This is a genomic window from Flavobacterium sp. 103, assembly GCF_003096795.1.
Taxonomy (GTDB): domain Bacteria; phylum Bacteroidota; class Bacteroidia; order Flavobacteriales; family Flavobacteriaceae; genus Flavobacterium.
Map to the genome: position 1 here is coordinate 2310627 of NZ_QENX01000001.1, position 14871 is coordinate 2325497.

Annotated in this window: 10 protein-coding genes; 6 read left to right on the forward strand and 4 right to left on the reverse strand. The window is 36.5% G+C overall.

Features of this window, described 5'->3' with window-relative positions; translation table 11 throughout:
• The first annotated feature begins 3 nt into the window (after positions 1–3).
• Positions 4–1203: an ABC transporter permease gene (locus tag C8C85_RS09360; protein WP_116796842.1), complete on the forward strand. Its 1200-nt coding sequence runs from the start codon at positions 4–6 to the stop codon at positions 1201–1203.
• Between the two features lie 82 nt (positions 1204–1285).
• Here the strand turns inward: C8C85_RS09360 and dusB are convergent, their stop codons facing one another.
• On the reverse strand, positions 1286–2278 hold the full coding sequence (dusB, locus tag C8C85_RS09365; protein WP_116796843.1) for a tRNA dihydrouridine synthase DusB: 993 nt from the start codon (positions 2276–2278) through the stop codon (positions 1286–1288).
• A 395-nt stretch (positions 2279–2673) separates the two neighbouring features.
• On the opposite strand from dusB, the gene lepA reads away from it, so the two are divergent.
• The 3 genes from lepA to C8C85_RS09380 all read left to right on the forward strand — a co-directional run bounded on the left by lepA (position 2674) and on the right by C8C85_RS09380 (position 5111).
• Positions 2674–4470, forward strand: a complete 1797-nt coding sequence (lepA, locus tag C8C85_RS09370; RefSeq protein WP_100432924.1) for a translation elongation factor 4 — start codon at positions 2674–2676, stop codon at positions 4468–4470.
• 113 nt (positions 4471–4583) lie between these two features.
• Positions 4584–4805, forward strand: a complete 222-nt coding sequence (locus C8C85_RS09375) for an addiction module protein (RefSeq protein ID WP_116796844.1) — start codon at positions 4584–4586, stop codon at positions 4803–4805.
• 3 nt (positions 4806–4808) lie between these two features.
• Positions 4809–5111 carry a type II toxin-antitoxin system RelE/ParE family toxin gene (locus C8C85_RS09380; protein ID WP_116796845.1) on the forward strand — a complete coding sequence of 101 codons (303 nt, stop codon included), beginning with the start codon at positions 4809–4811 and terminating at the stop codon, positions 5109–5111.
• A gap of 115 nt (positions 5112–5226) precedes the next feature.
• Here C8C85_RS09380 and C8C85_RS09385 read toward each other — a convergent pair whose 3' ends face one another.
• Entirely contained in the window at positions 5227–6159 is a 933-nt protein-coding gene (locus C8C85_RS09385) for a 1-phosphofructokinase family hexose kinase (protein WP_116796846.1), read from the reverse strand.
• Between the two features lie 182 nt (positions 6160–6341).
• Between C8C85_RS09385 and C8C85_RS09390 the strand changes: the two genes are divergently transcribed.
• Positions 6342–10400, forward strand: coding sequence for a T9SS type B sorting domain-containing protein (locus C8C85_RS09390; protein ID WP_116796847.1), 4059 nt, complete (start codon positions 6342–6344; stop codon positions 10398–10400).
• Positions 10401–10983: 583 nt separating this feature from the next.
• Positions 10984–12030, forward strand: a complete 1047-nt coding sequence (thiL, locus tag C8C85_RS09400; RefSeq protein ID WP_116796849.1) for a thiamine-phosphate kinase — start codon at positions 10984–10986, stop codon at positions 12028–12030.
• A gap of 68 nt (positions 12031–12098) precedes the next feature.
• Here thiL and C8C85_RS09405 read toward each other — a convergent pair whose 3' ends face one another.
• Both C8C85_RS09405 and C8C85_RS09410 read right to left on the reverse strand, forming a co-directional pair.
• A complete protein-coding gene (locus tag C8C85_RS09405) occupies positions 12099–12794 on the reverse strand; it encodes a response regulator (protein ID WP_116796850.1) in 696 nt (231 codons plus the stop codon).
• Positions 12794–14839, reverse strand: coding sequence for a tetratricopeptide repeat protein (locus C8C85_RS09410; RefSeq protein ID WP_410501038.1), 2046 nt, complete (start codon positions 14837–14839; stop codon positions 12794–12796). Before C8C85_RS09410 ends, C8C85_RS09405 begins: the two co-directional genes overlap by 1 nt.
• Positions 14840–14871: the final 32 nt, after the last annotated feature.

Consider the following 14871-nt stretch of genomic DNA (forward strand, 5'->3'; position numbering starts at 1 on the left):
AGTTTGAATTTTCCTCTTTACATAGCCAAGCGGTATATTTTTAGCAAAAGCAAAAATAATGCTATCAATATTATTAATCGTATTGCCAGTATGGGAATTATTGTGGGAGCCATGGCATTATTTGTCGTGCTCTCGGTTTTTACGGGGTTGAAAGAATTTAGTCTTTCGTTTACCAATGATATTGACCCTGATCTTAAAGTAAGCAGTACGCTTGGAAAATCTTTTTTTATTGTACCAAAACAGGAAAAAGAGATTGCGGAAATTGAAGGTCTCGCTTCTTATTCTAAAGTTATTGAAGAGCGAGTATTGTTTACGTTTAATGGAAAACAAGAGGTTACTTTTCTTAAGGGAGTTGATTCTACTTTTAACACCGTTAGCGATTATAATAAAAAACTATATAATGGACAATGGCTGAAACCGGATACTTATCAGGTCGTTGTTGGCTATGGAATTGCTCAAAAATTCTCGATGGGTTTACTGGACTACAATAATGCCTTTGAGGTTTTTGTTCCAAAGCCAGGTAGGGGAGCTATTGAAAATCCAGCTCAGGCTTTTAACAAAACAGATGTTTTTCCGGTTGGAATTTATGCAATCAGTGAAGATTTAGATTCTAAATATGTGTTTGCCGATTTAGGTTTGGCACAAGAATTATTGGAATACAAGTCTAATCAGATTTCCAGTCTTGAGATTAAATTAAAACAAGGAGCTGACGAAAGTGCTGTTATTGAGAAACTCCAATCGATTTTCAAGAATAAAATTACCGTAAAAAACAAGGAACAGCTGAATGAAGCCTTGTATAAAATGTTGAATACAGAGAATATTGCGGTGTATTTGATATTTACATTGGTAATTGTTGTGGCACTTTTTAACTTGATTGGTGCGCTCATCATGATGATTTTGGATAAAAAAGGAAATCTTAAAACTCTCTTTAATCTAGGAACCGGCATCAAGGATTTGAGAAATATATTTTTACTGCAAGGAACTTTATTGAGTTTTTTCGGAGGGATTATCGGATTGTTATTGGGTGTTGTGTTTGTGTTATTACAACAACAATATGAGCTGATAATGATAACTCCTACATTGGCTTATCCAGTGGTTTTTACAATGGAAAACGTACTTATTGTTATGGCTACTATTGTCACGCTTGGTTTTATTGCATCATTAATAGCAAGCAGCCGAGTGAGCAAGAAATTATTGGATTAAGCAAAGATTTAAGAAAAAACACGAATTCCACTAATTTACACAAATTCATTCGTGAAAATTAGTGGAATTCGTGTTTAAGCTTTTAAACAACCTCATATCCAGAATAAGCCTCTTCTATTTCATTCAGCGCAGCGAATAATTCTTCTGGACGGTCTAGGGTAACTAATTTTTGTTTGTAAGTTTTGAAAGAATGAATTCCTTTGAAATAATTGGTGTAATGAGGTCTTGTTTCAACAATACCGAGTCTTTCGCCTTTCCATTCCATTGCCCAAGTAAGGTGATTTCGTACGGCTTCAACTCTATCGGCAACGGTTGGTTTTGCTAAATGTTCACCGGTTTTGAAGTAATGCTTGATTTCATTAAAAATCCAAGGATAACCGATAGCGGCACGACCAATCATTATTCCGTCGATACCGTATTCATTTTTATAATGCAATGCTTTTTCGGGTGAATCAATATCGCCATTTCCAAAAATAGGCATTGTGATTCTCGGATTGTTTTTCACACGGGCAATGTGCGACCAATCGGAATGGCCTTTGTACATCTGTGCACGGGTTCTGGCGTGGATGCTCAAAGCGGCAACACCAATATCCTGCAAACGCTCGGCAACTTCATCAATATTTATCGAACTGTCATCCCAACCCAAACGCGTTTTTACGGTAACAGGTAAATGGGTACTATCAATAACGGCTTGTGTCAAGCGAATCATTAAATCAACATCTTTCAAAACTCCGGCACCGGCACCTTTGCAAACGACTTTTTTGACAGGGCAGCCAAAATTGATGTCTATTAAATCTGGGTTTACGGTAGAAACTATTTTGGATGACAACGCCATTGCCTCTTCGTCTCCACCAAAAATTTGAATTCCAACAGGTCTTTCGTAATCGAAGATGTCTAATTTCATTCGGCTTTTGATGGCGTCTCGGATTAGTCCTTCGGAAGAAATAAATTCGGAGTACATTAAATCGGCACCATGCTGTTTGCATAATCTGCGGAATGGAGGGTCGCTCACATCTTCCATAGGTGCTAACAGTAGGGGAAATTCTGGTAATATAATGTTGCCAATCTTAATCATCGTCCTTAAATTTTTTGCAAAATTACATCTTTTAAGCGAAAGGATAAAAAACTTAATGATATTAGATAACTAAGAAGATGATTTTGAATAATTTGCTAACTAATTAAGGAGTATATGTATTACAATTTGAAAAGACTTTGGGTAAATGCTTGAGTTTCCTATTTTGAAACTTTGAAACTGTTGAATTTAGAGTATATTTGCAGATTAATTGTCGCTTTACGGCGTTTGCGTGAGGGATAGCAGCGGAAATCCTTTCCCTTTTTTCTTTAAAAAGGAAAAGATTGCAGCGAATAGCCCGACGGCTTTTTCTGCCGTCACGCCCAAATAAATTTGATATTAGTAGAAGATGACTTGCGGAGCATTGCATGTTTCCAAAAAGTAAATAAAAGTTACACATGAAACATATTAGGAATTTTTGCATTATTGCACATATTGATCACGGAAAAAGTACATTGGCGGACCGATTATTGGGGGCAACCCAAACGGTAACGGCTCGTGAAGAAAAGGCGCAATTGCTTGATAATATGGACTTGGAACGTGAACGTGGTATTACGATTAAGAGTCACGCGATACAGATGGAATATACGTATAAAGGCGAAGAATATATCTTGAACCTTATCGATACTCCGGGGCACGTGGATTTCTCCTATGAAGTTTCGCGTTCTATTGCGGCTTGCGAAGGAGCGTTGCTGATTGTTGATGCTGCACAAAGTATTCAGGCACAAACGATTTCTAACTTGTATTTGGCACTAGAAAATGACTTGGAAATTATTCCGGTTTTGAACAAAGTAGATTTACCAAGTGCCAATCCAGAGGAAGTAAGCGATGATATTATTGACTTGCTTGGATGTAAATTGGAAGATATTATTCACGCATCGGGTAAAACTGGTTTTGGTGTAGAAAATATATTGGCTGCGATTATTGAAAAAATTCCAGCTCCAAAAGGAGTGAAAGATGAGCCTCTTCAGGCTTTGATATTTGATTCTCATTACAATCCATTTCGTGGGATTGAGGTAATTTTCCGTGTGAAAAACGGTGAAATTAAAAAAGGCCAAAAAATTAAATTTATGGCTACCGGCAATGAATATTTTGCTGATGAAGTTGGAACATTGAAATTGAATCAAGTTCCTAAAAATGTAATTTCGACAGGAGATGTTGGGTATTTGATTTCTGGAATTAAAGAAGCCAAAGAGGTAAAAGTAGGTGATACTATTACGGATGCCAAAACGCCTACTACAAATATGATTACAGGTTTTGAGGATGTAAAACCAATGGTATTTGCTGGGATTTATCCTGTAGATACAGAGGATTATGAAGATTTGCGTTCTTCTATGGAAAAACTGCAGTTGAACGATGCCTCATTGGTATTTGTTCCAGAAAGTTCTGCTGCTTTAGGATTTGGTTTCCGTTGCGGATTCTTAGGAATGTTGCACATGGAGATTATCCAAGAGCGTTTGGAGCGCGAGTTTGACATGACTGTAATTACTACAGTACCGAACGTTTCGTATTTGGCTTACACCAAAAAACATCCAGAAGATGCTTTTGTAGTTAACAATCCATCAGATTTACCAGAACCTTCTCGTTTGGACCGAGTTGAGGAACCTTATATTAAAGCGACTATCATTACCAAATCTGATTTTGTTGGAAACGTAATGAGTTTGTGTATTGAAAAACGGGGTCAAATTACCAATCAAACGTATTTGACAACAGAGCGTGTGGAGTTAAATTTCGATATGCCTTTGGCAGAGATTGTATTTGATTTTTACGACAGATTGAAAACGGTTTCTAAAGGATATGCTTCATTTGATTATTCTCCAATTGGAATGAGAACTTCAAAATTAGTCCGTTTGGACGTTTTATTGAATGGTCAAACGGTTGATGCACTTTCTGCGTTGATTCACGAAGACAATGCGTATAACATTGGAAAGAAAATGACCGAGAAATTGCGTGAGTTGATTCCGAGACAACAATTTGATATTCCGATTCAAGCTGCGATTGGTGCTAAAATAATTGCCCGTGAAACGATTAAAGCCTTACGTAAAGACGTTACCGCAAAATGTTACGGTGGGGATATTTCCCGTAAACGTAAATTGCTTGAAAAACAGAAAAAAGGTAAAAAACGTATGCGTCAAGTAGGAAATGTCGAAATTCCGCAGGAAGCGTTTATGGCGGTATTGAAATTGAATGATTAATCTTTTTTTTAGAGAATAGAAGAAAGATTCAAGAATAAAGAGAAAACCTGACGATGATAAAATTGTCAGGTTTTTTTGTTAGTGACAATTGTTTTTTCTCTAATTTTGTTTTTATGGAAACTATAAAATTAAATATCGATTTGAGCGTTAATCAATTGATTGAAGCAGTGAAGCAACTATCGCCTAAAGACAGATTGAAAGTTAATGAAGCCATTTGGAATGAAGATACTGAGATTCCTGTTGAGCATCAACGAATTGTTTTAAATCGAATGACAAAAGCAAAAGCAAATCCAGAAAGACTTTTAGATTGGGATGAAGTTTCTAAAAATCTATAATTTTTGATTTACTCCGTAAAAATACATATTGATGCTTTCAATGACATTCAAGAAGCTTCTGAATGGTATGAGATGCAATTGAAAGGATTAGGTTTACGTTATAAAACCCAAACGAAAAAACAAATCAATTCTTTAAGAGAGAATCCATATTCTTTTGCTGTAAAATATAACGAGGTCAGATGTCGTAAGATTTCAAAATTTCCTTTTCTAATTCATTATACAATTGATGAGGAGTTAAAAACCATAACTGTTTTTGCCGTTTTTCATACTTCAAGAAATCCGGAGATTTGGAAAAAACGAAATTAATAACTTATTTTTTCTGCAAAAATAAATTTAGCTTTTATGAAAATATAGAGAAAACCTGACAATGTAAAAATTGTCAGGTTTTTTTGTTTTTCGTTCTCCTTCAGGGGTTAGGGGCTTATTTATCCTTCAACCAATTGAATAATCGTTGTGCATCTGCACATTTAAACAATTGGGTTCCTTCGTTCATTGTGGCAGCAGAACCACAGGCTACTCCCAAACGAATGACTTCTTTCAAGCTTTTATTTTGCGAAAGCGCCCAAACCATTCCGCCAACCATACTGTCGCCGGCACCAACGGTACTTCTCTTGGCAACATTGGGAGCCGGAACAAACTCATAGCTATCTTTGGTTACCAAAACTGCTCCTTGCGGGCCAAGTGACACTACTACAATTTCGGCGCCTCCTTTGGCAATGATTTGTTTAGCAGCTTCATTGACTTCTTCCATTTCCAGTCGTTCAACACCAACTAGTTTAGCCAGTTCTCCCACATTTGGTTTGATGAGGTATGCACCCGTTTCCAATACTTTTTTCAAGGCTTCTCCTGAGGTGTCCACTATTAATTTTGAATTAGATTTTTTCGCTATTTCGGCTACCTTTTGATAAAAATCAGCTGATAAGCCTTCGTTTAGACTACCACTGGCTACCAAGAATTTTGGCTTTAAGTTGGCTATGGCGTTAAGTACGGCTTGTTCCTCTTCATTCGTTATTTCACCTCCCGTAAACCCAAAACGATATTGCGAATTGGTATTCTCATCTACCGCTACAAAACTTTCTCTAGTCCAGGTCTGAATTGGAATTGCTTGAAAGGCGATGGATTCTTTGGCAACCAATTCTTCCAGCATTTTTCCTAATGGTCCTCCTGAAGTAAATACTGCTAAGGAAGATCCTCCCAAACGTGAAATAGCTTTGGAAACATTGATTCCGCCTCCTCCGGCATCAAACCTTGGTTCGGAACAACGTATTTTTTGTTCGGCAACCAAGCCTTTAAAATGGGTGCTTTTGTCCAAAGCAGGATTTACAGTAAGGGTGACAATATCAAATGAACTCATTTTTTGATTTTTAAGTAATAGTAATAAGGTGAATATGCAATTTACTAAAATTTGTATGGATAATCGTTCTTGTGCAATAATTAATTGTAAATGATTTTAACAGTCTAAAATACTGAAATTCATTACATTAAAAATAAAATCATTTGTATCTTTAAGCACCCCAAATTAATAAAATCAGAATTATGAGAACGCCTCTATTTCTACTTTTATTATTTTATTCGACTCTATCTTTGTCACAGGGGATCATAGTCGATACTACATCTTTGGGTATACCTGAACTGGTTCGGGAAGAATTAATGCAAAATGCCTGCGCCAATGAAAGCAACTTTAAATTTTCGTCCCACCAAGGCATTGGCAAATTCACTAATACCGATCCCAATTTCCCGATTTCTAGCGGAATTATTATTCGGAATGGAATGGCAAAATATACCGAAGGAATTTATACCGGAACTAATGAAAGCAGTCAATTAAACACAGCAAGCGATGCCGATTTGCAAGCTATAAGCGATAGTAATGGGCAAATGATCCCCATTACAGATGTGAGTTATATTCAATTTGATTTTACTCCTTTGTCGAGTAATTTTAGCTTTGATTTCCTTTTTGCTTCCAATGAATATGGCGAATTTCAATGTGGTTTTAGCGATGTTTTTGCATTTATACTAACTGATTTAACCACTGGAATCTCAAAAAATCTGGCTGTAGTTCCAGGAACAACTACACCTGTTTCTGTCAAAAATATTCGAGATGGGCAATTTAATTCTTCCTGTTTATCTGCCAATGCCAATTTATTTGACCATTATAATGTAACCAATCCAGGAGAGTCGGCCATAAATATGAGGGGTGAAACCAAAGTTTTGACGGCGTCGTCAACAGTGGTTCCAAATAGGACTTACAGTATAAAGTTGGCAATTGGCGATTATAATGACAGCAATTATGATTCGGCAGTTTTCATAAAAGGGGGAAGTTTTATGACCACCTTGAATTTAGGTCCCGACAGAGCTATTTGCGAAGGCGAAAGAATCGTTCTCCAATCGGGGCTTGTGGGCAATTATGATTACGTTTGGACTTTCAATGGAGCTGAGATTCAAGGAGAAAGAGGTTCTTCTTTGGCACTCAATAAAGCAGGGACTTATGGCGTAACGGCAACACTTTCTGGTTGTGTGATAAAAGACGAGGTGATTATTACTGATTTGGTCATTAAACCTCCCAAAAACCTAATCGCCTGCTATACCGGAAACCCTACTTATCAATATGACTTAACGCAGAACAATCTAATTACTTTGGGGCTCAATCCGGCGGAATATAATCTTGAATATTTTGATTCTTTGGCTGCCGCCAATGCAAATGGACCTACCATACCCGACAATCAATTGGCTTCTTTTACAAGTGCCGGTAACCAAACGATATATATAAAGGCGGTACATGTTTACAACAGGAACACGTTTTGCAATAATCTGCTTCCGTTTGATTTATTGGTAACTGCGCCAATCAATGTCGTGAAACCTCCAGACTTGAGTTTTTGTGATACCAATTTTGGAAGAGTACCCGTTGATTTAACAGTACAAGAAGCCCCTATTCTGAACGGATTAAATCCTTCGGATTACAAAATTAGCTATTATACTAGCCAAGCTGAAGCAAACACTGCTACGAACAGTATAGCAACCCCAGCTACTTTCGTTACTTCTCTTTCCCAATCACCGCAGACCATCTGGGTGCGAATAGAAAATAGTACAAGTTCTGGTTGTTACAAAACCGTCAACTTTAATATAATAGTTTATTCGCTTCCCACAGTAGATGACATTGCTGATGTGATTGCATGTAACAGCTACACATTGCCTCCAATTACGTATGGTGATTATTATACGGGATCAAATGGAACAGGAATTAAACTGAATGCAGGAGACATTATCACCAAAACAGGTATCTACTATATTTACAGTGGTCCAACACCAACAAACAAATGTACCAATGAGAATTCCTTTAAGCTAACCTTTGTTTACGAAATTGATTTTCCTAAGGAAGCCTGCGATAAATACATAGTTCCCGGTGTAGTTGTGGGTGGATTTTTTACGGAGGCTGGAGGAAGAGGCAATACTATTTCAGTTGGGACTACCTATACAACAGACAACACCATTTATTATTATGCCGTAATTAATGGTGTAGTTTGCCGTGACGAAGCAATCCCTTTTGTTGTTCATCCCTTGCCTTTGGTTGATAAGCCCAGTAATGTGGTGACTTGTGATTTTTATACGCTGCCTCCTTTGGCAAATGGAAATTATTACACTTTGTCCGGAGGTTTGGGAACTCCTTTGACTGCTGGGGATAGAATAACTTCGAGCCAAACGCTTTTTATTTATGCAAATGATGGAAAATGTACCAATGAGAATTCGTTCAAAGTTGATATTGTTAATTCTTCGGCTTTTATTCCCATTTCCGAATGCGGAAGCTATACGTTGCCGCCAGTTGCAATAGGCGGTTATTATGACAGTCCGAGTGGTCAGGGCAAAAGTATTCCGGCGGGAACGGTCATTACCAATTCACAAACGGTTTATTATTATGTTGCCACTACGACTTCTCCCAATTGCACCGATAACTTAAAATATCAAATTACCATAAAACCATTACCATTGGTCGACACGCCAAGCAATAGGTTAGAATGTCAAAGTTATGCATTGCCGCCCTTGGTTAATGGGAATTATTTTACCGAAACCAATGGTGGCGGACTTTCATTAAAAGCGGGTGATGTCATTACTGAAACACAGACGATTTATATTTATTCAGTTGGAACAGATTGTACTAATGAGCATAGTTTTATTGTCCAAATCAGGCCACTCCCTCCGGTCGATAGTTTTACGGATGTGGTCACCTGTACCGATTTCAAATTGCCTAAACTGAAAAATGGCGTGTATTATACCGCTACAGGAGGACCTCATGGATTGGGAAATCAACTTGCCGAAGGAACCGTCATAACAACCACTCAAACTATTTTTATATACAATGAATGGGCTGATTTTACAAAATGCAGCAACGAATCTTTTTTTAAGGTCAGTGCCAATGGAATAGATGTTGGCGACTTCAACGACGTAAGTGTTTGCGACAGCTACACATTGCCGCCATTAAAGTTGGGGAATTATTATTCACAACCCAAAGGGAAAGGCTCCGTTATTCCTGCAGGAACAGTCTTGACAATCTCACAGACCATTTATGTTTACGCTATAGTCGGGAATCGATTGACTTGTTCCAGCGAAAAGAGTTTTTCTGTTACCATTTCAACAGCACCCATATTGGTGAGCACTCCTGATGTTGCCATTTGCCAAAGCTACACATTGCCGCCCTTGTCAAAAGGGGATTATTATAGCGGACCTAATGCTACCGGAACGCTCTATTTGGCAGGGCAACAAATAAACACTAGTCAAACAATGTACATCTATGCTCCGGCTCCAGCTAATTCTAACTGTGCTTCCCAAGATGATTTTAATATTACCATTTATCCTTTGAAAGATTTACCCTTAAAAAGCGGTATAATCTGTGTCGATTACCAAACAGGAACACTAATCAATTCGGCACAATTGAGTTCCGGGCTTAATTCAAACAATTATACCCTCGATTGGTTTTTGGATGGAAATAAATTAAGCACAGGGGCTAATTACACAGCTGTTCAAGAAGGAATTTATACTGTTGTCATATCCAAAAAAACACCCAATATTGGCGAAGATTGCGGTTACAATCCAGCTACGGTTACCGTCGAAAAATCAAGCCCAGCAATTGCAACCATAACTGTGACCGATGCTTTCGAAGACACTATCGACATTGTTGTAACCCTGACCAATGGTTTTGGAATCTATGAATACCAAATGGATGACGGCAATTTTCAAACCAGCAATGTTTTTTCCAATGTAAGTTCTGGACAACACATCATCACCGTAAAAGATACTAAAGGGAATTGTGACAACCGGGTCTTAATTGCCAATGTGCTCAAATATCCTAAATTTTTTACCCCAAACAATGATGGTTTTAATGACACTTGGAACATACCCGATCTCGCTTTTCAGCCTGATGCTGTTATAAATATCTTCGATCGCTATGGTAAATTCCTAAAAGAACTGAGACCTTCAGGTTCCGGTTGGGATGGCAATTACAACGGTCATCCACTTCCCTCCACCGATTATTGGTTCCAGGTTTTTTACACCCAAAATGGAATACCCCAAGTTTTCAAATCCCATTTTAGTATGAAGCGATAATTGTGTACTTCGTTAGTTTACTTAAGCTCATTTGGGCGCGACCACATAAAGGGAAGGAGCCAACTCGCCAACTCGGTTATTTGGCTCCTTCCCTTTATGTGGTCAGGCTGTCCGCGTTACTTCGGTAACTTGCTTCCATCCTTCGCGCAGCATTTCTGTAGCACAAGATGTTTAGTTGTTCTAACAGTTTTTTTAACGTTTAGGTATGATTTGTTAATTAGTAAGACAACTGTTTCAATATCTAACAGGTCTCGAAGACCTGTTAGGATTGCCAAATATTAATCTGCACCAATTCGTTTGATCCTTATAATCTGTGTGCAATTGTGCAATCCAGATCAAAATAAATTGAAATTTTCTTTCTTAGATGATGCCAAAAAGACAAAATGCTTTCCTTTAGCCCCGATTGCAGTGAAAATCCTCCCGTTTTTTTTGGGAGATTGTAACGGAAAGCGGGACGATCTTTCCCAAAAAGCCAAATCTTTCTGCTCCAAAAAAATAATCGAACTCCCGTTTATAGTTATTAAATCATCAACTTCGTACCTTTGCAACCTTGGTAAAACCAAAATAGCAATAAATAGACAAAATGATTGAAGATAAAACCCCGCAACGAACGAGTATAGCCCAACTGGGAGAATTTGGCTTGATAGACCATTTGACAAAAAACTTCGAAATCACTCAGCCATCCACGCTAAAAGGAATTGGTGATGACGCAGCTGTGTTGGATTTCAAAAAGAAAAAAGTAGTTGTTTCTACCGATTTATTGATCGAAGGTGTGCATTTCGATTTAGCCTATATGCCTTTAAAGCATTTAGGATACAAATCTGTCGTGGTCAATGTTTCCGACATTTGTGCAATGAACGCCAGACCAACACAAATCACGGTTTCGATAGCGGTGTCCAATCGTTTCCCGTTAGAAGCATTGGAAGAATTGTACGAGGGAATTGCCCACGCAGCCCAAGAGTACAAAGTAGATGTAATAGGTGGCGATACGACTTCGTCCCAAAAAGGATTAATCATTAGCATTACCGCTCTTGGCGAGGCTGATGAAGATGAAATTGTGTATAGAAACGGCGCCAAACAAACCGATTTATTGGTAGTTACAGGAGATATTGGAGCGGCTTATATGGGATTGCAGGTATTGGAAAGAGAGAAACAAGTTTTTCAGGTCAACCCTAATTCGCAACCTGATTTGGATGCCTATACTTATTTGATCGAGCGCCAATTGAAGCCGGAAGCCCGAAAAGATGTACGCACTTTATTGCATGCTTTGGAAATAAAACCAACTTCTATGATTGATATTTCCGATGGATTGTCTTCGGAGATTATGCATTTGTGCAAGCAATCAGGCGTTGGCTGTAATCTATATGAAGATAAATTGCCATTAGATCCTCAGTTCATCAACGTTTGCGAAGAATTTAATATCGATAGTACAACAGTTGCTATAAACGGTGGTGAGGATTACGAATTGCTCTTTACCATTGCTATGGGAGATTTTGATAAAATAAAAGGGAATCCAAATTTCAGCATTATCGGGCACATGACGCAAGAAAGTGAAGGAATTCATTTGGTAACGCGTGCTAATACCAAAATTCCTTTGAAGGCAAGAGGTTGGGATGCAATAAGCGAGTAATAGATAAGACATAAAAAACAAAAAAGCGACACTATTTGGTGTCGCTTTTCTGTTTTTTATTGAAAAAGTTAAAAGATAATTCCCCTAACTTTTGCTTCCCGAATCAAATCAATATCACTTCCATCTTCAATTTTAAATAATTCTTTTAGATTTACTTTTCTATTTTCTATGGCGTGCAGTGAAATAGGAATATATTGTGGAATATCTTTGGTTTTTGTTCCTTTTGAAATATGGAATAAAATTAATTTGTCAAACTGATCGATACCTTCAAAATCATTGTTTATTTGATCCGCCATTTTAATTACAGAATGACTGTAATATATTTCATCTTTCAATATAATGTCAAAGCCAAAAAGTAATTCATCAAAGGTTAAGTCATTTTTTATAACCAGTCCAGCAGGATTTATAGTCTCAATTATGTTTTTTATTTTGAGTAATTCAGTGTACATCGTGAGCAAAATAATTTTGCAATTGGGCATCAATTCCAAAATTAATTTTGCTAAATCCTCACCGGAAACAATTCCTTTTTCTTCAAAGGCAGGCATACTGATATCTAAAAAAGCGACATCAAAAGGAGCAGTTTCAGGATTTGTGATAATATTATAACCTGTCTCGCAGTCCTTACCTTGGGTAAAGGAGTATTCATAAATGTCGGGTTTGTAACGAGTAATGGCGTTTTTATATCCGTCAATTATAAAGGGATGATCATCTACTATTAAAATGTTCTTTTTAATTAATTTTTCCACTTTTGAATCAACTGTCATTATGTTGTAGGTTTTTGTGTTTTTTTAATTGGGATTACTATTATTATGGTAGTTCCTTCTTCTTTTTTTGATTTTATTTCGAGCGTTCCTTCACATTCTATGGTCCTTGTTTTTATATTTTGGAGACCTATACCTTTTTTTGCACGATTGATATTAAACCCAACACCATCATCGCTGATTTTTAATATTAAATTGTCATTTTGTTTTTTGAATTCCACCTTTATCTTTGTGGCATTAGCATATTTATTACAATTTTGAAGGGATTCCTGAAGAATACGGTATATATTAATTTTTACTGTATTGTCAATAAAATCCCATTTAATAGCAGGGTCGATATGGGCAAGAAACTTTGTACTGTATGTTTTTTTCTGTTCTTCAAATAAATTAGCTACTATAGCAACGAAGTTATTAATTAATTCTGATTTTTCTCTGTTCAGGTTGTGTGAAATTTCACGAATATCTTGCTCAATGTTCTTGAGTTCAGTCAGATAATTTAGTCTTCTTTCGATTCCGGAATCGTCTTTGATTTTGTTTAAACTATCTAGATTGATTCGAACACCAAACATTCTGCCTAGGACACCATCGTGTAATTCTCTGGCTACTCTTTTTTTCTCTTTAATACTATTGATTTCAATAGCGTTTTGTTGATTAATCAATAGATTATAGATTTCGGCATTGGCTTGTTGTTGTTGCTGTTTGAATAGCAGTTCACGTTGCTTAACTTTTTGTAATTTAATAGTATACAATAATATTGCCAAGATTATAAAAGAACCAAAGATTAACAAAAGTTTCTTATTTTGGCCTTCTAGATTCGTGTTCTCCACTTTGATTTCATCGGTTTCATATTCTATTCTCGAGAATTTCTCCCCCATTTTGCGTTCTGCTTTTTGTAGGCGATCATTGATAAGGATGTATTCTTTAGAATATTTAGAAGCATTTTTGGGGTCTACAGCTTCTATTTGCTTAAGTGCTTCAAGTATGCTTCTCAATCGATTGGTGCTGCGGGAAAGAGCAAGTGCTTGTTTTGCATATTGCACAGCTTTGAAAGTGTCATTTTTGGAAGCAAAATACTCAGACAAATGGGTTTTGTTGATAATAATTCCAGAGGTAATATGTAAACTATCTCTAATTTTTAGTGCTCTATAAAATTGATATGGGAGTCCTTCTGATTCTTTAAGTTTGAATTTAGCATAGGCTAAATTATCCAATAACATGGCATATAATTTGGGCTTATCCACAAATAAATTTTCTTCTTCTAAGCCTTTTTCGAAGTAGCTTTTGGCTTGCTTGTAATTTTTCAAATTCAAATAGACATACCCCATATTATTTAATGAAGATGCTTTGGATTGCAAAACTGATGGAAAAGATTGGTTATCAATAATAGCCAAGGCTTTATTATGGTATTCTAAAGCTCTGTCAAATTCTTCTCTTTCATTATATAAAATACCCAAAAGATTATAGGATTCATAAAGTAAATCATTCGCATTTTCTCCTTTAAGAGTTTTCAACGCTTTGAAAACCGCTATTTCACTGTTAAAATAGTCACTTTCGTTGAATTGTAAATTTGCTTTACTAAAAATTGTTTTAGCTAGATTGTAATTATTGTTAAGATTAAGGTATAACTTTTCTGCCTTAAAGTAATTCAAATAGGCACTGTCAGATATGGCTTGTGCACTATAATAATCCCCTAGATATGTATAAGCCTTGGCTATATTCACAGAATCATGACTTTTTTGAGAACGTTCCAAAATAAGCTTGGAAGTTTCACGATAACCATTCCAATCGTTCATATTGTAATAGCGATTGGCAACCTTAAAGAGATTAATTTTATTAATGGAATCATCTTTTTGATTCATAATAATATCAAATGCCTTTTGATTGTATTTTTTTTTATAAGTAAAAGGCAAATGGTCGTCATTAGCCAGAGTAAGATAAATAGGAAGGCTGTCTTTTTTAGGATTAGAGTTTTCTATAGCAACTTTTTTCTTGTTGCAACCAAAAAAAATAACCAAAAAAAAGATTAGTATGTAGTTAATTTTATTCAATTGGAGCATTTGAGTTGAATCAAAAATACTAA

Bases quoted from the DNA above. Each gene is read 5' to 3' on its own strand.
- C8C85_RS09375 (WP_116796844.1), top strand. From the start codon at position 4,584: ATGGAAACTATAAAATTAAATATCGATTTGAGCGTTAATCAATTGATT.
- C8C85_RS09385 (WP_116796846.1), bottom strand. From the start codon at position 6,159: ATGAGTTCATTTGATATTGTCACCCTTACTGTAAATCCTGCTTTGGAC.
- C8C85_RS09390 (WP_116796847.1), top strand. From the start codon at position 6,342: ATGAGAACGCCTCTATTTCTACTTTTATTATTTTATTCGACTCTATCT.
- lepA (WP_100432924.1), top strand. From the start codon at position 2,674: ATGAAACATATTAGGAATTTTTGCATTATTGCACATATTGATCACGGA.
- C8C85_RS09405 (WP_116796850.1), bottom strand. From the start codon at position 12,794: ATGACAGTTGATTCAAAAGTGGAAAAATTAATTAAAAAGAACATTTTA.
- dusB (WP_116796843.1), bottom strand. From the start codon at position 2,278: ATGATTAAGATTGGCAACATTATATTACCAGAATTTCCCCTACTGTTA.
- thiL (WP_116796849.1), top strand. From the start codon at position 10,984: ATGATTGAAGATAAAACCCCGCAACGAACGAGTATAGCCCAACTGGGA.